The 17,892-nt window shown below is 63.9% G+C and carries 19 protein-coding genes and 1 pseudogene; 9 read left to right on the top strand and 11 right to left on the bottom strand.

The genetic code is table 11. The features are described 5' to 3' along the window. On the bottom strand, window positions 1–1,741 hold a 1,741-nt coding region (gene treF, locus HNW77_RS15285), incomplete at its 3' end, for an alpha,alpha-trehalase TreF (protein WP_172158787.1). 721 nt (window positions 1,742–2,462) lie between these two features. Between treF and tldD the strand changes: the two genes are divergently transcribed. Beyond that, window positions 2,463–3,923: a metalloprotease TldD gene (gene tldD, locus HNW77_RS15280; protein WP_172158786.1), complete on the top strand. Its 1,461-nt coding sequence runs from the start codon at window positions 2,463–2,465 to the stop codon at window positions 3,921–3,923. 275 nt (window positions 3,924–4,198) lie between these two features. Then, entirely contained in the window at window positions 4,199–5,530 is a 1,332-nt protein-coding gene (locus HNW77_RS15275) for a hypothetical protein (protein ID WP_187353282.1), read from the top strand. Between the two features lie 244 nt (window positions 5,531–5,774). Here the strand turns inward: HNW77_RS15275 and HNW77_RS15270 are convergent, their stop codons facing one another. The 5 genes from HNW77_RS15270 to HNW77_RS15250 all read right to left on the bottom strand — a co-directional run bounded on the left by HNW77_RS15270 (window position 5,775) and on the right by HNW77_RS15250 (window position 10,664). Then, entirely contained in the window at window positions 5,775–6,530 is a 756-nt protein-coding gene (locus tag HNW77_RS15270) for a TVP38/TMEM64 family protein (protein WP_172158785.1), read from the bottom strand. Further along, on the bottom strand, window positions 6,527–7,267 hold the full coding sequence (locus tag HNW77_RS15265) for a glycosyltransferase family 2 protein (RefSeq protein ID WP_172158783.1): 741 nt from the start codon (window positions 7,265–7,267) through the stop codon (window positions 6,527–6,529). Before HNW77_RS15265 ends, HNW77_RS15270 begins: the two co-directional genes overlap by 4 nt. 265 nt (window positions 7,268–7,532) lie before the next feature. Continuing rightward, complete coding sequence (locus tag HNW77_RS15260; protein WP_172158782.1) at window positions 7,533–8,279, bottom strand: pyridoxine 5'-phosphate synthase; 747 nt, start codon at window positions 8,277–8,279, stop codon at window positions 7,533–7,535. Beyond that, entirely contained in the window at window positions 8,276–9,265 is a 990-nt protein-coding gene (pdxA, locus tag HNW77_RS15255; RefSeq protein WP_172158780.1) for a 4-hydroxythreonine-4-phosphate dehydrogenase PdxA, read from the bottom strand. Before pdxA ends, HNW77_RS15260 begins: the two co-directional genes overlap by 4 nt. Further along, window positions 9,258–10,664 (bottom strand): M20/M25/M40 family metallo-hydrolase, encoded by a 1,407-nt coding sequence (locus HNW77_RS15250; RefSeq protein WP_172158779.1) that lies wholly within the window; start codon window positions 10,662–10,664, stop codon window positions 9,258–9,260. Before HNW77_RS15250 ends, pdxA begins: the two co-directional genes overlap by 8 nt. 75 nt (window positions 10,665–10,739) lie before the next feature. Between HNW77_RS15250 and HNW77_RS18010 the strand changes: the two genes are divergently transcribed. Further along, the gene (locus tag HNW77_RS18010; RefSeq protein ID WP_275942160.1) at window positions 10,740–10,865 is read left to right on the top strand and encodes a hypothetical protein; all 126 of its coding nucleotides are present in this window, start codon (window positions 10,740–10,742) and stop codon (window positions 10,863–10,865) included. On the opposite strand, the gene HNW77_RS15245 is transcribed toward HNW77_RS18010, so the two are convergent. Then, a complete protein-coding gene (locus HNW77_RS15245) occupies window positions 10,860–11,150 on the bottom strand; it encodes a hypothetical protein (RefSeq protein WP_172158777.1) in 291 nt (96 codons plus the stop codon). The two genes, HNW77_RS18010 and HNW77_RS15245, sit on opposite strands and share 6 nt — an antisense overlap. A 121-nt stretch (window positions 11,151–11,271) precedes the next feature. On the opposite strand from HNW77_RS15245, the gene HNW77_RS15240 reads away from it, so the two are divergent. The 3 genes from HNW77_RS15240 to HNW77_RS15230 all read left to right on the top strand — a co-directional run bounded on the left by HNW77_RS15240 (window position 11,272) and on the right by HNW77_RS15230 (window position 13,187). Next, window positions 11,272–11,697, top strand: coding sequence for a LapA family protein (locus HNW77_RS15240; protein ID WP_241694515.1), 426 nt, complete (start codon window positions 11,272–11,274; stop codon window positions 11,695–11,697). A 34-nt stretch (window positions 11,698–11,731) separates the two neighbouring features. Next, window positions 11,732–12,451 (top strand): orotidine-5'-phosphate decarboxylase, encoded by a 720-nt coding sequence (gene pyrF / locus HNW77_RS15235; RefSeq protein ID WP_172158775.1) that lies wholly within the window; start codon window positions 11,732–11,734, stop codon window positions 12,449–12,451. Between the two features lie 109 nt (window positions 12,452–12,560). After that, on the top strand, window positions 12,561–13,187 hold the full coding sequence (locus HNW77_RS15230; protein ID WP_172158774.1) for a phosphoribosylanthranilate isomerase: 627 nt from the start codon (window positions 12,561–12,563) through the stop codon (window positions 13,185–13,187). A gap of 25 nt (window positions 13,188–13,212) precedes the next feature. On the opposite strand, the gene HNW77_RS15225 is transcribed toward HNW77_RS15230, so the two are convergent. The 3 genes from HNW77_RS15225 to HNW77_RS15215 form a co-directional block, all read right to left on the bottom strand. Further along, window positions 13,213–13,512: a hypothetical protein gene (locus tag HNW77_RS15225; protein ID WP_172158772.1), complete on the bottom strand. Its 300-nt coding sequence runs from the start codon at window positions 13,510–13,512 to the stop codon at window positions 13,213–13,215. 566 nt (window positions 13,513–14,078) lie between these two features. Continuing rightward, window positions 14,079–14,402: a hypothetical protein gene (locus tag HNW77_RS15220; protein WP_172158771.1), complete on the bottom strand. Its 324-nt coding sequence runs from the start codon at window positions 14,400–14,402 to the stop codon at window positions 14,079–14,081. A gap of 192 nt (window positions 14,403–14,594) precedes the next feature. Beyond that, window positions 14,595–15,095, bottom strand: coding sequence for a DciA family protein (locus tag HNW77_RS15215; protein ID WP_172158769.1), 501 nt, complete (start codon window positions 15,093–15,095; stop codon window positions 14,595–14,597). Window positions 15,096–15,105: 10 nt separating this feature from the next. Between HNW77_RS15215 and mutY the strand changes: the two genes are divergently transcribed. The 3 genes from mutY to hemH all read left to right on the top strand — a co-directional run bounded on the left by mutY (window position 15,106) and on the right by hemH (window position 17,495). Beyond that, the gene (gene mutY / locus HNW77_RS15210) at window positions 15,106–16,179 is read left to right on the top strand and encodes an A/G-specific adenine glycosylase (protein ID WP_276592053.1); all 1,074 of its coding nucleotides are present in this window, start codon (window positions 15,106–15,108) and stop codon (window positions 16,177–16,179) included. A gap of 60 nt (window positions 16,180–16,239) precedes the next feature. After that, window positions 16,240–16,362: a hypothetical protein gene (locus tag HNW77_RS18005; RefSeq protein WP_275942159.1), complete on the top strand. Its 123-nt coding sequence runs from the start codon at window positions 16,240–16,242 to the stop codon at window positions 16,360–16,362. 77 nt (window positions 16,363–16,439) lie between these two features. Further along, entirely contained in the window at window positions 16,440–17,495 is a 1,056-nt protein-coding gene (gene hemH, locus HNW77_RS15205; protein WP_172158766.1) for a ferrochelatase, read from the top strand. A gap of 102 nt (window positions 17,496–17,597) precedes the next feature. Here the strand turns inward: hemH and HNW77_RS15200 are convergent. After that, window positions 17,598–17,892: pseudogene (locus HNW77_RS15200) on the bottom strand (hypothetical protein); the annotation flags it as partial.

Below are 17,892 nucleotides of genomic sequence, written 5' to 3'. Positions count from 1 at the left end.
GGGTTACGGTGGGCTGGGTGTAGCGGTTCAGCGCATCGGCATCGCTCTGCACGCCATAGGCATTCATGGGGGGCAGGGGCTGGGGGGATGGCTGGTCCGCCGCCGGGTTGCGGTCAAGCACCACGCGGGTATTCTGCGGGTAGCGGTTCATCAGGCCGAGCAGCGTGCCATTGGTCCAGCCAAAGCCGATCTGCATCGGGTATTCGCCGCCACCCTTGCCGCCCTTGGGGCTGATATAGGGATTGACCACGTCATATTTTTCCAGCAGCACGCCCGATTTTTCGTAGGTGCCGATCACGCGGCCCATCCAGCGCGCCGCGATGTCGCTGGCAAGCTGGTCATAGCCATACTGGTTGAAGCCTTTGACCGCCATCCACTGCAGTGGGGCCCAGCCATTGGGGGCATCCCACTGCTGGCCGCTATTGGTGCGCTCGGTGGCGATCAGGCCGCCCACCTTGAGCAGGTTCTTGCGCACGGTTTCCGATACGGCCCTGGCCTGCTCGGGTGTCGCCATCTGCAAAAACAGCGGCACGACGGTTGCGCCTGACAGGATGGAGGTCGATTCACCCTTCTTCCAGTCATAATCGATATAGGCCGCGCGGCGCTCATCCCACAGGATGCGCTGTGCGGCATTGATGCGCTCTTCGGCCAGATGCGCGTAGCGGGCCGCTTCTTCCTTGTTGCCCTTCAGGTCATAGGCGTGGGCCAGGGTCTGCTGCAGGTGCGGGATGAGGAAATTGAGTTCCACGGTCAGCAGTTCGGTGGTGTGGATGGTGGAGAGCGTATGCCCGTCCGCCAGCCAGCGCGAACTGAAGTCCCACCCCGTCTCGGAGCCTGCGCGCAGGTCGCGGTACACCTCGTTCTTGGGGCGGCCGGATTCGGCGGCCGTGGCGATGTCCTGCGGGTAGCTTTCATCACGCGGAGTGTCGCGGTCATCCCAGTGGCGGTTCATGATCGTGCCATCGGGCAGGCGCACCACGTGGCGGTAGGCGCCGCCGGGGGCGACCGAATCCTGCCCGTCCATCCAGTAGTCGTATTCCGCCTGCAGTTCGGGCAGGAAGGTGGTGTAGGCCACCTGCCCGTCATGCATGGCCAGCAGGTCGACCATCAGCGAGAAGAACGGTGCCTGCGAGCGGCTGAGGTAATAGGTGCGGCTGCCGTTGGGGATATGGCCGTACCGGTCGATCATCGAGGCCATGTCGCGCACCATGTCGCGCATGAGGTCGATCTTCTGGTTTTCGTACAGCCCGATCATGGTGAAGTAGCTGTCCCAGTAATACAGCTCACTGAAACGGCCACCGGGCACCACGTAGGTGAAGGGGAGCGGCAGTTGCGAGGAATAGGCCACCTGCGTGTCGGGCGGGCGGCTGAGCACTTCCCACATGCCCACGATGTAGTCGCGCACGTTTTCATCGGGCGTGCGCTGGTAAGACACGGTCTTGCGCTCGGGCAGGGTGAAGTGCTGGGCCACGAAATCCTTGAGCGAGAAATCGGGGCGCTGGCGGGCAAGGTTGTACTGCGCCATCAGGTCGGCGGGCGCTTCATCGGGTATGGCGTCGGCCGCGGTCTTGGCATCGGTGTAGATATGCGCCTCGCCAATGGCCTGGAACAGGCCGTCGAGTGCGATCGAGGGCGGGCGCAGGTCCTGGGCCAGGGCCGCGGGCGCTGCCGCGTCGGACAGGAGGGCAGTGGCAGGCGGGACCGGGCTGCTGCCGCTCGATGCCGGGCCATCCTTGTGCATGACCTGCGCGGGGTCTGTGCCCGGCGGGGCGGCATCGGCATGGTCGGTGCTAGCTGGTCCTGGCGCGGCCGTGGGCGTGCTGGCCGGGGGGGCGCTGTCCTGCGGTGCAGGGGGCACGGGCGCTGGAGCAGCGTTGCCCGGCGTGGGGCCTGCGGGTGGCGTGGTGGCGACTGGTGCAGGTGGCATGCTTCCGCTCCCCGAAAGCGGTTCGGGTGTTGGCACCGAATAGATCTGCTCCTCCGCCGTGTCCGGGCTGGCGGCGGGCGCGGACGGTGCCGCTGCTGTCCGTTCCGTGCCGGTGGGCGCGGACGGGATGGCAGCGGGAGTCTGGACGCCGGGCGTGGCCTGTGTGGATTCAGGCGCTGTCTGGGCCAGGGCGGGCGTGCCCGCATAAAGGACGCTGGCGAGCACGAGCCCGGCCTGGCGGGGCGCGGACCGGGACAGGTTTGAACCGCACAGGAGTAAAACTTTCACGAGACGCCAATTCTCCAGATAATAATAAAGATAAATATGATCCGTCCAACATGCCCTGCCTTGCCTGCCTACCACAAAGGGAAACCCTGTAGATGGAGGGAAGTTCATTTTCAGGCATGGTGGCTGTCATGAACATGTGCCTGCTTTTCCATAGGGTGCAAAACCGGCTATGCTATGTGCCCTTCCGGCCTGCGCGGCCTGAGCGTTCGTGTTTTTTCCTGTTCCGCCAACCCGGAGTCGTCCTTTCATGCCCTCATCCCTTCAGGGTCTCACCCCGCTGGCCGCAACTGATGCCCTGTTCTTTGAACGCGCTGGCGCCCGCCTGGGCCGCCCCGATGCCGAGCGCCTTGTGCAGCAGGCGCTCGAGGGGATGGATGATGGCGAGCTTTTCCTGGAATATCGTGAAAGCGAGGGTATTTCCCTCGATGAAGGCGTCATCCGCTCCGCCACCTTCGATACGTCATCAGGCTTTGGCCTGCGTGCCGTGCTGGAGGCGGAAACCGGCTTCGCCCATTCCGATGAGATCAGCGAAAGCGCGATCCGCCGCGCGGCCGAGACCGTAAGCCAGGTGCGCGCGGGTCGTTCAGGCACGCTGGCGGCCGGACCGCGTTCAACCAACCATCGCCTCTACCCCGACATCAACCCGCTGGCGGAGGGCGAATTCGCCGCGCGTGCGGCCATGCTGTCGGAGCTTGATGCCTATGCCCGCGCACGTGACCCGCGCGTGGTGCAGGTGATGGCCTCGATCTCGGCGGAGTGGCAGGCCATCCAGATCCTGCGGCCCGACGGGCAGCGCATGGCCGATATCCGCCCGCTGGTGCGGCTGAACGTGTCGGTGGTGGTGGAGCACGACGGGCGGCGCGAAAGCGGCGGTCACGGGCTGGGCGGGCGTTATGCCTACAGCCGCCTGCTGGCCCCCGAAGTGTGGAAGAACGCGGTGGACGAGGCCCTGCGCATGGCGCTGGTCAATCTTGATGCCCGCCCCGCCCCCGCGGGCGAGATGGAGGTGGTGCTGGGTGCTGGCTGGCCCGGCATCCTGCTGCATGAGGCCGTGGGCCATGGGCTTGAGGGCGATTTCAACCGCAAGGGCACGTCCGCCTTCGCCGGGTTGATGGGCCAGCGCGTGGCGGCCCCCGGCGTGACCGTGGTGGATGATGGCACCATTCCCGAGCGGCGCGGCAGCCTGACCATTGATGATGAAGGCACGCCGACGGGCCGCACGGTCATGATCGAGGACGGCATCCTGACCGGCTACCTGCAGGACCGCCTCAATGCCCGCCTGATGGGGGTGGCCCCCACCGGCAATGGCCGCCGCCAGTCCTATGCCCATGCGCCTATGCCGCGCATGACCAACACCATCATGCTCGGCGGCGATGCCACGACCGAGGACATGATCCGCAGCACGAAGCGCGGGCTGTATGCTGTCAATTTTGGCGGCGGGCAGGTGGATATCACCTCGGGCAAGTTCGTGTTTGCCGCATCCGAAGCCTACATGATCGAGGATGGCAAGATCACATCCCCGGTGCGCGGCGCCACCCTGATCGGCAATGGCGCGGATGCCATGACCAAGGTGACCATGATTGGTGGCGAACCTGCCCTTGACCCCGGCATCGGTACCTGCGGCAAGGCAGGCCAGGGCGTGCCGGTGGGCGTAGGCCAGCCGACCCTTAAAATGACCGGGCTGACCGTGGGGGGCACGGGGGGCTGAAAAACCGGCCCTTTTCGTGATCTGACGCAAGCACTGGCGCAGGATCGCTTCGCCGTGGTGGCGCGATGTATGTCACAGGCGCTGCGCGAACGGATGCCCCCGGCAAACAGCTGCTTGGGCTGGCTTTGTCGCGCGGGCAGCGTTCTTCAGGGCATTTTTGGGGGGGACATCCTTATGGCGGCATGATGCGGGTTTCTTGCCATAAAGCCGTGCGCACGCGGGCAGGAGCATAATAATAAGAACATGTACGGGTTGCTGTATCAGATGGTATTATCATGAGCGATAAAATTAAAAACAGATTTTTTATATTGATAACATTATCTGTTTTTTCCATGGTTATCTTATCCGATTTTTCTCCTGCCCTGCTGCATGGCGGCCGGTTTGTGGCGGAGGAAGGGTGCGTATTCTTTGAGAAAGCATGGTATTCATCGTGGTATGACGCACTGTTCTATTCTTTTGGCGGCTATATAAATATTGTGGCCAATGCCAGTACATTGCTGGCGCGTCATCTGGTGCCTTTGGCGTATGCCCCCTATGTTACGATGTCTGTTGCTCTGCTCTTTCAACTGGGAGCGCCGTTTCTGCTCCTGACAGCGAAAGATGCGTGGCTTGCTTCCCCCCGCGTGCGACTTGTGGCTGTTGCGTTGCTGCTGCTTGTGCCGCAATCAGTGGAAGTTTCAGCCCAGAGCCTGCATTCCCAGTTTCATCTGGCCTTGTGCTGTGGCCTGATCCTTGCCTTTGAAACCTGTTCAGGCTGGCGGGAATACCTGCGCCTGATCATGCTTTTCCTGGGGCCGCTGAGTGGACCGGGCGCGGTAAGCCTAGGGCCGCTGTTCGTGCTCAGACTGCTGGCTGACCGGAGCAGGGTCCGACTTGTCGAGTGCCTGGTCATCATCAGCGCCAGCGCCATACAGGTTCTGTTCTTCTTTGGAAAATTCAAGACCAGAACCTATAATTCAAACCTGTATGACTGTATTCTGGCCTTTTTTGTCCGTTATTTTGTCTACCCTTTCATGGGGTTCAAGCATTTTGTCAACAGGTTAGGCCAGACCCTGCAGGCACATGAACTTGCGGGCCATCCGCCTTATGGTTTCATCGTGCTGACCCTTGCGCTGATGGCGCTTGTCGCAGGCATGTTCCTCTATCAGGCCTGGTACAATAAAAACACGCGTGAAGCCGCCTGGCTGGCCCTGGCCGGGGCAACCCATGCCTTTGCCGCCATGTATGGCGCTTTGAACGGGGCGGTTACGATCATTGTACCCTATTTTGCCGAACGTTATGTGTTTGTGGGACAGTCCCTTCTGGCCTGCTCCGTTCTGTGCCTGGCGGTTACGGGGGGGCAGGTGGTACAGCGTGTCTGCCGGGTGCTTGTGGCCGTCATGCTCCTGTTCGGGGTCTATCATTACTTCAAACCCTTCATCTTCCATCCTTTCATGGAGGGCCCTTCGTGGCGTGGTGAAGTAGCGCGATGGGGAAAGGACCATAGCTACGGATTGCGTGCATGGCCTGCGATTGGATGGCTCGTGTATCTTGACGATACGCATACTGCTGAACAGAGAAGGAAGGCCTGCCCCGTACTTCCAGCGCCTCATGAGGGTGCTGAATAGTCATATCAAGAAAAACCTATTGTAACCATTTTATGGAAACAGGTATTATTATCAGGTTCAAAATAATTTTCGGGGCTGGCATTAGGTCAGGAGACTAAATGAGAGCTCCGACTGGTATGTCGGCCCATTGAACGAGGGGGTGCTGGTATTTCCCGGCCGAACCCAGAGACATCAAGCGTCCAGCCTGCCGGGTGCCATGCCTGCCAATGATCTCTGCAAGCGCGTTGCCCGTGGGTCTGGTTTTTCAGGCGGTCGTCCGGTCCGTGGACAGGATGCGCGATATGACCCGGTTGAGGTGCCAGACCAGCGCGAAGGTGGCGGCGGCGCCGACAATCAGGATGGCGGCGTGGATCCATGATGCGCTTTCCCCGCTGACCGATGTCAGGCTGCGGGCGGTCAGCGCGCCCATGGCGATATAGCCGAGCAGGGCGGGTAGGGAGGCCAGTGTCCCGATCATGTAATCGCGCAGGGACAGCGCGCTCATGCCCAGCGCGTAGCTGGTGAGGGAAAACGGCATGATGGGCGAGAGGCGGAACAGGCAGGCAATTTTCCACCCTTCCGCCGAGAGCACATGATCAAGTCTGTCCAGCCATGTCTTTTTGCGCAGCAGGCGGTTGATGAAGCCACGCAGGAACGAGCGGGCCAGCACAAAGGACAGCAGGGCCCCGATCATGGTGGCGGGCGCCGCGAGCAGAAAGCCATCGACGATGCCATAGGCCGCGCCAATGCCCATGGCGGTGGCCGAGGCGGGCAGGATGCCACAGAGTGCGACAAGGATCTGGATCACTTCGCACACGATCCACCCCTGCCAGGCGCGGTCGCCATGCAGGCCTGCAAGCACGTCCTGGATGGAGAGGGACAGGCCGGTGCGCCGCGCGACCAGCAGGCCCCCGCCAAGCAGCGCAAAAACCGAAAAAAGAAGGAACAGCTTGATCCGTGAGACGCGGTCCGGTGCGCCATCAAGGTCGTCTTCTCCATCCGTTTTCAGGGATTGGTTCATTTTTTGAAGATGGTATGGCGATAGAGGCCCATCCGGTTGAGGCGGTAGATGGCCGATGTGCCCAGCACGCCGAGCCCGTATTTCACGCTGCGGCGGAAATTGATGGAGGAGGCTTCCTCAAAGTAACGGGTGGGGCAGGAAATCTCGCCAATGCGGAAGCCCGCATTCACCACCTGCGCCAGCATCTGGTTGTCGAACACGAAGTCATCCGAGCACAGGTCAAGCGGCAGGGCTTCAAGCACTTCACGCCGCCAGCCGCGGTAGCCGGTATGGTATTCGGACAGCTTGGCGTTCATCAGGATGTTCTGTGTCAGGGTCAGCATGCGGTTTGCCACATATTTGTACAGCGGCATGCCCCCCTTGAGCGCGCCCTTGCCCAGAATGCGCGAGGCAATGACCACATCATAATGCCCCGAGGTCAGCATGGCCGCCATGGCCCGGATCAGGCGCGGCGAATACTGGTAGTCAGGATGGAGCATGATGATGATGTCGGCACCACGGGCCAGCGCGCTTTCATAGCATGTCTTCTGGTTGCCGCCGTAACCGCGGTTGCGGTCATGTTCGATGACATGGATGCCAAGCGAACGGGCCAGTTCAGCCGTATCGTCCTTGCTGGCGTCATCGGTCAGAATGATGTCATCCACGATATCGAGGGGAATTTCATCATAGGTCTGCTGCAAAGTCTTTGCGGCATTATAGGCGGGCAGAACAACCGCAATACGCTTACCGTCCATCATTGAAGATAAATTTTCCCGGTTTTGTGGAAGACGCCGCCTGCTGATCAGGCCAGATGCGCCATGGAAAGACTTTTTACTGTAGCATCCACATTCTACAAGGGCCGGCCCCTTGGTGCGCCCCAGGCCCACGGAACGGGCGAGTGGCCATTATAATGCAGCCTGATGGGTTTGCGTTGCTCATGTTTTTCGTACTATTTTGTAACGGGTGGCCAGGCAGCGCTGCCCCTCATGGCCAGCCACGCAGCCCGGTCGCCTGTCTGGCCTGTCAGTCCCGCGCTGCGGCGATCACGGCCTTCATATGCCTAATGACCGTAGGCAGTCCATCAAAAATGGCCTGTCCGATCAGAAAGTGCCCGATATTGAGTTCCATGATCTGTGGCAGCACCGCGATGGGGGGCACGTTGTCGTAGGTCAGGCCGTGCCCGGCATGCACTTCCAGCCCGCAATGGGCCGCATGGGCCGCACCCGTGGCCAGGCGGCCGAGTTCAACCGCGCGGGCATCGGCATTGGGCGCGTCGGCATAGGCGCCGGTATGCAGTTCCACCACGGCGGCCCCCAGCCCTGCCGCCGCTTCAATCTGCGCGGCATCGGGGTCGATGAACAGGGAGACACGGATGCCCGCGTCATTGAGCCGTGCAATGCGCGGGGCCAGCGTTGCGGCCAGGCCTGCCACGTCCAGCCCGCCCTCGGTCGTGACTTCCTGCCTGCGTTCGGGCACCAGACAGCAGGCATGGGGGCGCAGGCGGGTGGCGATGGCAGTCATTTCTTCGGTCGCGGCCATTTCCATGTTCAGCGGAATGGCGAGTTCCGCGCGCAGGCGCTCAAGGTCGGCATCGCGGATGTGGCGGCGGTCCTCGCGCAGGTGGGCGGTAATGCCGTCAGCCCCTGACTTCTGGGCCAGCAGGGCGGCCTTGACCGGGTCGGGATGCATGCCGCCGCGTGCATTGCGCACGGTGGCGACGTGATCGATGTTTACGCCCAGCCGGATCGGGGCGGGAGAAGATGCGCTCATGACCTGTTCCTGTGTTCGGCCATCTGCATGGCCATGCGCAGGGCCGCGACAAGACTGGACGGGTCAGCCGTGCCATGGCCTGCAATATCGAAGGCGGTGCCGTGATCGGGCGATGTGCGGATGATCGGCAGCCCCAGCGTGGTGTTGACCCCCTGCGTCATGTCGATGGTCTTGAGCGGGATCAGCGCCTGGTCATGGTACATGCACATCGCCACGTCATAGCGCGCGCGGGCGGCGGGGGTGAACATCGTATCAGGGGGCCACGGGCCGCTCACATCCATGCCATGCGCGCGCAAGGCCTCCATGGCGGGGATGATGATGGTCTGTTCTTCCGTGCCCATGGTGCCGCCTTCGCCCGCATGCGGGTTCAGCCCGGCCAGGGCAATGCGCGGGCGGGCAATGCCAAAATCACGCATCAGGGCCGCATGGGTGGTGCGGGTGGCGGCGATGATGCCTTCGGTGGTGAGGTCATCAAGCGCGCGGCGCAGGCTGACATGGATGGTAACCGGCACCACGCGCAGTTCCGGGCAGGCGAGCATCATCACCTCGCGCCCTGGCACGTTGCACAGGGCGGCAAGGTATTCCGTATGGCCGGGATAGGCGAAGCCCGCCTTCTTGAGCACGATCTTGCTGATGGGGTTGGTCACCACGCCTGCCGCGTGCCCGTGGCGGGCGAGTTCCACCGCACGCGCGATGGAGGTGGTGATGGCCTCCGCATTGCGGCTGTCCGGCTGGCCCGCCACGGCGGGTACAGCCAGCGTGACCGGCAGCACCGGCACGGCATCGGCAAACACGCCTGCGGCTTCCCCGATCGTGCCGATCTCGCGCACGGGCATGCCATGGCGGCCGATCAGCGCCGCATCGCCCAGCACGGCAAAGGCTGTGGCGCCAGCCCGCATGGCCCGCCAGGCGCCTGCGGTGATTTCCGGCCCGATCCCGGCCGGGTCGCCCATGGTCAGGGCAAGGGGAGGCGTGGCTTCAGGCATCGGTCGTGGCCATGGCGTGCAGGATGCGGATCCACGAGCGCATGCCCTTGTGGAAGGAGGTCAGGTCATATTTCTCGTTGGGCGAATGCGCACGGTCATCATCGAGCGCAAAGCCCACCAGCAGGGCGGGCATGCCCAGCACGCGCTGCATGTCGGCCGCCACCGGAATCGAGCCGCCACAGCCGATGGTCACCGCAGGCGTATCCCACTCCGCGCCCAGCGCCCTGAGGGTGGATTGCAGGCCAAAGGCATCATCGGGCAGGGCGCTCGCCACCGACCCGCCGCAGGGCGTGAACGTGACCGTGCAGTCGGCGGGCAGCATGTTGCGGACATAGCCGCAGAAAGCCTGGCGGATATGCACCGGGTCCTGCCCCGCCACCAGCCGGAACGAGACCTTGGCCACGGCCTCGCCGGGGAGCACGGTCTTGAAGCCTGCGCCGGCATAACCGCTGGAAATGCCATTGATCTCGAAGCTCGGGCGGCACCATGTCTGCTCGATGGCGGTATAGCCGCGCTCACCCGCCGGGACGCAAAGCCCGACCTCGCCCAGAAAGGTCGCGTCATCAGGCGCGATCGCGCGCCAGCGCGCGCGCAGTGCGGGGGGCGGGTCCTGCACGCCCTCATAGAAGCCGGGCAGCCTGACCCGGCCGGTCGCCTCATCGCGCAGGGTGCCCAGCACCCTGCACAGCAGTTCGGCAGGGTTGCGTGCGGCATTGCCGTAAATGCCCGAATGCAGGTCGCGCGTGGCGCAGCGCAGATGCACCTCCTCGCCCACCATGCCGCGCAGCGTGGTGGTGATGGCGGGCACGCCGGGCAGCATGGCGGTATCGCAGATCAGGCCGACATCGGCGCGCAGTTCATCGCGGTGCGTTTCCATGAAGGGCAGCAGGCTGGGGCCGCCGCATTCTTCCTCGCCTTCGATCAGCAGCGAGATGCGCACCGGCATCTGCCCGCCTGTTGCGCGGATGGCGCGGATGGCCTCGATAAAGGTCATGACTTGGCCTTTGTCATCCGAAGCTCCACGGGCGACGATGCGCTTCGTGCCATCTTTTGCCGTGACCAGCTTCGGCTCGAACGGCCCGCTTTCCCACAGGTCCAGCGGGTCAACGGGCTGCACGTCGTAATGGCCATAGAACAGCACGTGCGGGCCTGCGGGTGGCGTGCGGTCATGGGCCGTGAGAATGGGGTGGCCGGGCGTTTCGTGCAGGGTCACGTCAAAGCCGAGGCCATCGAGTTCATCGCGCAGCCATTGTGCGGCACGCCGGCAGTCATCGGCATGTTCGGGCTGGGTGGAGATGCTGGGAATGCGCAGGAAGGCAAAAAGCCGCTCAAGGGCCGCATCGAGCGTGCGGTCCGCCTGTTCCAGAACGGAAGAAAGGGGGGAGGCGGTCGCGGTCATGAAATCTCCGTTTGCTGCAATCGGCTTGTGGCCGGGCGTGGGCCCGAGCGCGCTTTATACCATACCCCACGGGGAGTGAGTGAAGGCTGGGGCAGGGAAAAACCTGAAGACGTTTTTGGTGAAGCTTTTTTCAAAAAGCTTCAAAAGAACGCCGCCTTTTTAAAAAAAGGCGACATCCAAAAACTTTCAGTCAATTCATGAGTGGCATTGCCCGTGCAGAAAGCCCAGCGCGGGCAGGGGCCGCCAGGCGCGGGGCAGGTCCGCGCGGCGATAGGGGCGGATGCTGTATTGCGGCACCGCCACCGCATTGCGCTCAAGAAAGGCGCGATAGGCCGTGACCTGCTGGTTGCGCCACACGCAATCGGCCTCGGCCGCAGCACGGGTGGCATAGATGCTGGCGATGCAGGTCTCGCGCCCGGTGCGGGCTTCCACAGCCCAGGATTCATCGCGCCGCGCCGTGCTGCGAAAAACGACAACCTTGCCCATTGCCCCGCTCCCTGCGCCGTGTGAATGACAGGCAACCATGCCCGTGCCGCGCGATCAAGCCAGCGCCGCATGAATTGATTTTCTTGCAGGCACTGGTTGTTGGGGGTAGGGAAACAGGATCATGATACGTCTTTTCATCACCCTGCCCGTGACCGTGGCATTGATCATTTTCGCGGCCTGCAACCAGGCGCCCGTGGAACTGTCATGGCTGCAGTGGAAATGGACGTCATCGCCCGGCGTGCTGGCACTGCTGGTGGCCGCCCTGTTCTATGCCACCGGCTCGGCCAGTGTCTGGGTCGTGGTGCTGCGCCAGATCCGCCGCGCGCGCCGCGCCGAGCAGGAATTGCGCACCCTGCGCGCCAGCCTGCCTGAGGCCGATGCGCCCGCCCGCCCGCCGGGCCTGACATCGGCCCCGGCCAATTCCCCCATGCTCAAGGCCTATGCCGCCGCCCAGCCGGTCGAGACGCCGCCCGCGCCCGAGGTGGCCCCAGCCCCCGTGGCAACCCCGGAGCCGCCCACACTGCCCAGGTCGCCCGAGCATTCCTGACCAACACGCCATTTCTGCCTCTGGAGCACCGCCAATGAGCCATGGACGGTCCACCCGCCTGATCGTTGCCCTCGACACCAAGGACACCGCGCAGGCCATAAGCTGGCGCGAGCAGGTGGCGGGGCCTGCCAGCATGGTCAAGCTGGGGCTTGAGTTCACCTATGCCTGCGGTCTTGATGCGGTGCGCAGGGCGGCAGGCGACAGCCCGCTCTTTCTTGACCTCAAGCTGCACGACATTCCCAACACCGTGGCCTCGGCCATTGGCAGCCTTGCGGCCCTCCGCCCTGCCATGCTCACCATCCATGCCAGCGGTGGCCGCGCCATGATCGCCGCCGCCCGCAAGGCGATCGACGAGACCTTTCCCGCAGGGGCCCGCCCGTTGCTGCTGGCCGTGACCGTGCTGACCAGCATGGACGCGGCCGCCCTGCATGAAACCGGGGTGCAGGGCAGCGTGGAGGCACAGGTGCTGCGCCTTGGCAGGCTGGCCATGGAGTCCGGCGCGGATGGGCTGGTCTGTTCCTCGCACGAGATCGCGCCGCTGCGGGCGGCACTTGGTGCGGCGCCGGTGCTGGTGGTGCCAGGCATCCGCCCCGCAGGCAGCGCCCTGGGCGACCAGAAGCGGGTCATGACCCCGGCCCAGGCCAGTGCTGCCGGGGCGGACTGGATTGTGGTGGGCCGCCCCATTACCCGCGCCGACAACCCTGCGGCGGCAGCGGCTGCGATTGCCGCCGAACTGGAAGCGCCTCTCTCCTGAAAAAAGTTTTTGGTAAAGCTTTTTGCAAAAAGCTTTGAAAGAACGCCGCTTTTTTGAAAAACGGCGGCATTCGAAAACTTTCAGACCTTAAAGGAGCGGCAGGACCACAATGACAGTCAGGGTCAAGATATGCGGTATCCGTGACGGGGCAGGGCTGGATGCCGCCTGCGTGGCCGGGGCCGACTGGGTGGGGTTCGTGTTTTTCAGCCGCTCGCCCCGCCATGTCACGGCCGCGCAGGCCGCCCCGCTGGCGCGCCGCCTGCCGCATGATGGCCCCCGTGCCATCGGCCTGTTCGTGCGCCCGACCGATGATGAGATCCGTCACGTGCTGGATACGGTCGCCCTTGATGGAGTGCAGATTTACGATACCGCAGCCCGTGCCGCCGCCATCCGTGCCCGCTTTGGCGTGAAGGTGTGGCTGGCCGCCGGTATTGCCGCCCGTGCCGACCTGCCGCAAAGCTGTAGCGTGGATGGGCTGGTGATTGAATCCCGCCCCCCCGCAGGCGCGCAGCGTCCCGGCGGCAATGCCCGGGCCTTTGACTGGAGCCTGACCGGGGGCTGGCAGGCCCCCGTGCCGTGGATGCTGGCCGGTGGCCTGCAGCCTGATAACGTGCGCGCGGCTGTTGCCCGCAGCGGGGCGCGGGCGGTGGATGTCTCATCGGGGGTGGAAACCGCGCCCGGCATCAAGTCGCCCGCGTTGATTCGTGAATTCGTGCGGGCAGCCCGCAGCCTGTAAGAGCTTTATCTGTTGTTCTGAGGATTCAGTCGTATTCGACCGGGTCAAGCTGGACTTCATCTGGCAGCAGCCTGCTGGCGTCAATGCGGTACAGCGTGCGTTCGGGCGCAAGCCAGCCGGGAATGGTGGTGACATCCTCGTAGCGCCCAAGGATCATCAGCACGTCATCAAGGTCGAATGTGGTGGTGCCGTCCGGGTCGGTTGCCATGGGGCAGTACAGCAGCAGGCCCTCGGCCATGTACTCCATGGTTTCAACCTCAAGCCACAGATCGGGCAGGGTGGCGGCAGGGTTGGCGCGCACGCGGCCCATGCGCTTACAGGCCATCAATTTCCTTCAGGTCCATGATGATGCTGTACTGGCTGCGTGTCAGGACGCACGTATCAAGCGCATCGGCGCGGAGGGGAGAGAGCATGCAATCCTTTCCTGCCCTGTCGGGACATGAGGCATGATCCTGCGGTTCTGCTCCCCTGATTTCCAACCCATCCAGCGCCATTTCTGGCATATGGCTGGCATGTAATGGCCCCCGTTTTCCCAGGCAGCACAGGGCGTGGGATGTCAGTAATGCAGTGGCGTTTGAGCAGGCATGGCTGATGCGAGCGTGCCATGCAGGCGCGACTGGCGCTTGGGCGCGTGGTGCGACATGAGCAGGCTGAAGCATAACGGCCCCGCACGCAGCACCGTGCATTGGGGGATGCGTGGTCTGGGCTGCGTACGTGGCGGGTGATCAGGAATCGCTATTTTGTACAGAAGTAAAAAGCTTTACCCAAAACTTTCATCCGTCTCGGCTCGTGGAGCAGTTCCACTGAACTCTGACTCAGTGGAACTGCCCTAACTCATTGTTTATCGAGCATCTTCACCAGTTCGACTGTGTCCTTCAAACGGGATCTGCTCTAGCGGTAATAACCGTAATAGGCTGGAGGCGGCGGGGGTGGCGGCGGCGGATAGGCATAGACCGGGTAGGGCGGCGGATAGCCGTAAACCGGATAGCCATACCCGTAGCCATAGGGCCGGTAGCGATAGGGCGACATGGCCACGCCAAGTGCCGTGCCAGCGGCCATGCCCATGCCAAAGCCACCCCAGCCCCAGCCACGGTGCCAGCCGCCGCCCCAGCCGGGGCCACCGCGCCAGCCACCACCCCATGCATGGGCGGCCGGGGCGGGCAGAACACCAAACAGTCCCATGGATACAGCCAGCAGGAGAGCCAACTTACGCATCTGACGGGTTCCTTTTTTGTACCATTGCCAAGCCGATATTGGCACGGATCAGCCAGATATCCAGCCCCGATACCTCACCGTTCCGTGATGTTGTGCATCAGCAAACCTCCGGAACAGGGCGTTTTCATGACAGCATGCCTGCACCTGTAAATAAAAGTTTTCGGGTGCCGCTTTTTTTAAAGCGGTGTTTTTTCAGCGGCCCTGCCGGGCGCGGAGCCATCCGCCGAGTGATGCCAGCGCCTCTTTCAGCGGGCCGTCGGGCATGTCGTCAATGTCCACAGGCGGCGGCGGCGTGCGCGGCGGGGCAGGGGGGCGGCCCTGCTGCGGCAGGGCCAGCAGGTCCTGCACCATTTTCAGCCGCTTGACCACGCCGGTGCCGCAGGTGGTGTTGATGCGGGCAATGACGGTGGGGGCGAGGTGCTGCAGTTCCATCGCCACCGGCCCCTGGCAGCCTACCGTCAGCGTGCCCGCCGAGAGCTTGCGCGGCACGGTGAGTGCTGCCAGATGCGGGCCTACAATATCCGCCCAGTCCGTCATGACCTGCACGGCGGCAGCCGACTGCTTGCGAAAGACCGGCTGGCTGATCTGCGGCAGCAGGGCCGCCATGCTCCGCGCGCGGAAGGCCCGGCGCGGCGGCTCGGCGGGCGCAGGGGATTCGTTCTTTTTCTTGCTGCGGGGCGGCGGGTTCGTCATAAACGGGTCCGTGTTACCTAGTGCTACCGATCTGTTACGCTGGTATGACCGGCACCGTCGCATTCTGCCATGGCGTGCGCTGCCGGGCCAGAACATTGATCCCTATCGGGTGTGGCTGAGCGAGATCATGCTCCAGCAGACCACGGTTACGGCGGTCATGCCCTATTTCGAGCGTTTCCTCGCTGCCTTCCCCGATGTCACGGCGCTGGCCCGCGCCCCGCAGGACCGGGTCATGGCGCTGTGGGCGGGGCTTGGCTACTATGCCCGCGCGCGCAACCTGCATGCCTGCGCCAAGGCCGTGGCCGCACGGGGCGGCACCTTTCCCGATACGGTGGAAGGACTGCTGAAACTGCCGGGAATCGGCGCCTATACGGCAGCCGCCATTGCCGCCATCGCCTTTGGCCGCCCCGTGGTGCCGGTGGATGGCAACGTGGAGCGCGTGACCAGCCGCCTGTTTGCCCTGACCGACCCGCTGCCCGGCGCCCGCAAGGCCATTGCAGCCCGCGCCGTGACCCTGAACGGCGATGCGCAGGCAAAAGCTCGCCCCTCCGACTTCGCGCAGGCCCTGTTCGACCTTGGGGCCGGCATCTGCACGCCGCGCAACCCCGCCTGCGTGCTGTGCCCGTGGCGCGATGCCTGCGCGGGCCATGCGCAGGGCATTGCCGCCACCCTGCCGCGCCGCGCGCCCAAGGCCGTGCGGCCCGTGCGGCATGGCGTGCATTTCTGCCTTGTGGATGAAGCCGGTGGCCTGCTGCTGGCCCGCCGCCCCGAAAAGGGGCTGCTCGGCGGCATGATGGGCCTGCCGGGGCCGCATTGGCGCGATGAGCCATGGCCCGAGGCGGAAGCCCTGGCGCAGGCGCCCACAGCCCCCCGCATGCAACCGCGCTGGCGCATGGTGGGGCAGGTGAAGCATGTGTTCACCCATTTCACGCTGCTGGTGGATGTGTACGCAGCCACGATTGCGGCCTTTCCCAACAGCATGGCGGCACGGGGATGCGTGCATTACCCCGGCGATGGCGCCGTGGCACTGCCCTCGCTCATGGGCAAATGCGTAAAGGTTGCGCGCAAGGCCGATATTTTTTGATTGACGCCGCCCCGATCGGCGCGGTTGAGTAACAGGTGTCCGATCAGGAAAGGGACCGTGATGTTCGCTTTTGTCCAGATGCTTTCCCCCGTTTTGGCCCTGCTGGGCCTTGTTGCCGCCACCCGTTACTGTTCAGCCCCCGCGCGCGCCATGCAGCCGGTCCGGGTGCGCGCCCGGCGTTAGGATGCCCCTGGCACAGGGGAGGGGTATGATCCGCTGTTCCTTTGCATCCCTCTCCGGCTTCCTGTAGCAGCCGGAGCATGACATTCATTACCGTAAAACGCGCGGCGGGGCATGAAGATGCGCCGCCGCGCACCGGGGTACTGTTGAGCAATCTTGGTACCCCCGATGGCACCGGCTATGGCGCGGTCCGTCGCTATCTGGCCGAATTCCTGTCAGACCGGCGCATTATCGAAGCCAGCCCCCTGATCTGGAAGCCGATCCTGTATGGCCCGGTGCTGACCTTCCGCCCGCGCAAGTCGGGCGAGGCGTATCACCGCATCTGGCATCATGACCGTGATGAAAGCCCGCTGCGCACCTACACGCGCGACCAGGCGGAAATGCTGGCACAAAGGCTGGCGGCCGACGACGTGCCGGTGGCCTGGGGCATGCGCTATGGCCAGCCTTCCATCAAACAGGCGTTGCATGAACTGGTGGCGCAGGGGTGTGATCGCATCCTGCTTGCCCCGCTTTACCCGCAATACAGCGCCACCACCACGGCCACGGCCAATGACCAGGCGTTTCGCGCGCTGATGCAGCTGCGTAACCAGCCCGCCATCCGCACCCTGCCGGCCTTCCCCGATCATCCGGCCTATATCGCGGCCCTCGGGCGCTCGATCACGGCCCGGCTCGAAACGCTTGATTTCAAGCCGCAGATGATTGTCGCCTCCTTCCATGGCCTGCCCAAAATATATGTGGAAAAAGGCGACAGCTACGCCGATGAATGCGCGCGCACCATCGTCGCGCTGCGCCGCGCCATGGGGTATGACGCGCAGATGATGCCGCTTACCTTCCAGTCCCGCTTTGGCCCGGCCAAGTGGCTGGAACCCTATACCGCGCCATTTATCGAGTCGCTGCCTGCGCAGGGTATCGAGCGCATTGCGGTGATTACGCCGGGCTTCATTTCCGACTGTATTGAAACACTCGATGAAATCGGCAACGAGGCAGCGGAGGACTTCATCAAGGCAGGCGGCAAGGAACTGGCCCTGATCCCGTGCCTGAATAATTCGCCCGATGCGATTGACCTGCTCGAGACCCTGGTGCGCGAGGAACTGGCCGGCTGGCTGCCGCGCAACCCGGCAGCCCCTGCTGGCTGAGGCCGGGCCCGCCTGCAAGCCAGGAAAAGCTTCAAAAGAACGCCGCCTTCGGGGAAAAAGGCGGCATCCGGCACATTGATGATTTAACCCACGGCGCCCCCGTCAGGGCCGGTCGCAACTCTCGGTCAGGTCGTTATAGACCTGCCCTTTGGGGCACGAGGCCGGAGGGCGCTGCGGCGCAGGCTGGCCATTGCCCTGCGGGCCGGGCTGCGGCTGCGCCGGGGCGGGTGCCAGCAGGGTGGACAGATCCTTGTCATAGACGGAGTCGTCTTCCGGCGCGTTATTGCCCGTGCCGTTATAGACTTCAGGTGCGGCCCGGTAGCTCGCACTAGCCGCGGCAGCCCCCATTGCGGCGCCTGCGCCATAATAGCCGGGCCAGCCCCAGCCACCCCAGCCG

Origin of the sequence: Komagataeibacter melomenusus, assembly GCF_013155395.1 — a bacterium.
In the GTDB taxonomy this organism is placed as follows: domain Bacteria; phylum Pseudomonadota; class Alphaproteobacteria; order Acetobacterales; family Acetobacteraceae; genus Komagataeibacter; species Komagataeibacter melomenusus.
This window is presented reverse-complemented; position numbering and strand designations above follow the sequence as displayed.

Coding starts and splice junctions, on each gene's coding strand:
- tldD (WP_172158786.1), top strand. CDS start 2,463: ATGCCCTCATCCCTTCAGGGTCTCACCCCGCTGGCCGCAACTGATGCC.
- HNW77_RS15275 (WP_187353282.1), top strand. CDS start 4,199: ATGAGCGATAAAATTAAAAACAGATTTTTTATATTGATAACATTATCT.
- HNW77_RS15270 (WP_172158785.1), bottom strand. CDS start 6,530: ATGAACCAATCCCTGAAAACGGATGGAGAAGACGACCTTGATGGCGCA.
- HNW77_RS15265 (WP_172158783.1), bottom strand. CDS start 7,267: ATGATGGACGGTAAGCGTATTGCGGTTGTTCTGCCCGCCTATAATGCC.
- HNW77_RS15260 (WP_172158782.1), bottom strand. CDS start 8,279: ATGAGCGCATCTTCTCCCGCCCCGATCCGGCTGGGCGTAAACATCGAT.
- pdxA (WP_172158780.1), bottom strand. CDS start 9,265: ATGCCTGAAGCCACGCCTCCCCTTGCCCTGACCATGGGCGACCCGGCC.
- HNW77_RS15250 (WP_172158779.1), bottom strand. CDS start 10,664: ATGACCGCGACCGCCTCCCCCCTTTCTTCCGTTCTGGAACAGGCGGAC.
- HNW77_RS15245 (WP_172158777.1), bottom strand. CDS start 11,150: ATGGGCAAGGTTGTCGTTTTTCGCAGCACGGCGCGGCGCGATGAATCC.
- HNW77_RS15240 (WP_241694515.1), top strand. CDS start 11,272: ATGATACGTCTTTTCATCACCCTGCCCGTGACCGTGGCATTGATCATT.
- pyrF (WP_172158775.1), top strand. CDS start 11,732: ATGAGCCATGGACGGTCCACCCGCCTGATCGTTGCCCTCGACACCAAG.
- HNW77_RS15230 (WP_172158774.1), top strand. CDS start 12,561: ATGACAGTCAGGGTCAAGATATGCGGTATCCGTGACGGGGCAGGGCTG.
- HNW77_RS15225 (WP_172158772.1), bottom strand. CDS start 13,512: ATGGCCTGTAAGCGCATGGGCCGCGTGCGCGCCAACCCTGCCGCCACC.
- HNW77_RS15220 (WP_172158771.1), bottom strand. CDS start 14,402: ATGCGTAAGTTGGCTCTCCTGCTGGCTGTATCCATGGGACTGTTTGGT.
- HNW77_RS15215 (WP_172158769.1), bottom strand. CDS start 15,095: ATGACGAACCCGCCGCCCCGCAGCAAGAAAAAGAACGAATCCCCTGCG.
- HNW77_RS18005 (WP_275942159.1), top strand. CDS start 16,240: ATGTTCGCTTTTGTCCAGATGCTTTCCCCCGTTTTGGCCCTGCTGGGC.
- hemH (WP_172158766.1), top strand. CDS start 16,440: ATGACATTCATTACCGTAAAACGCGCGGCGGGGCATGAAGATGCGCCG.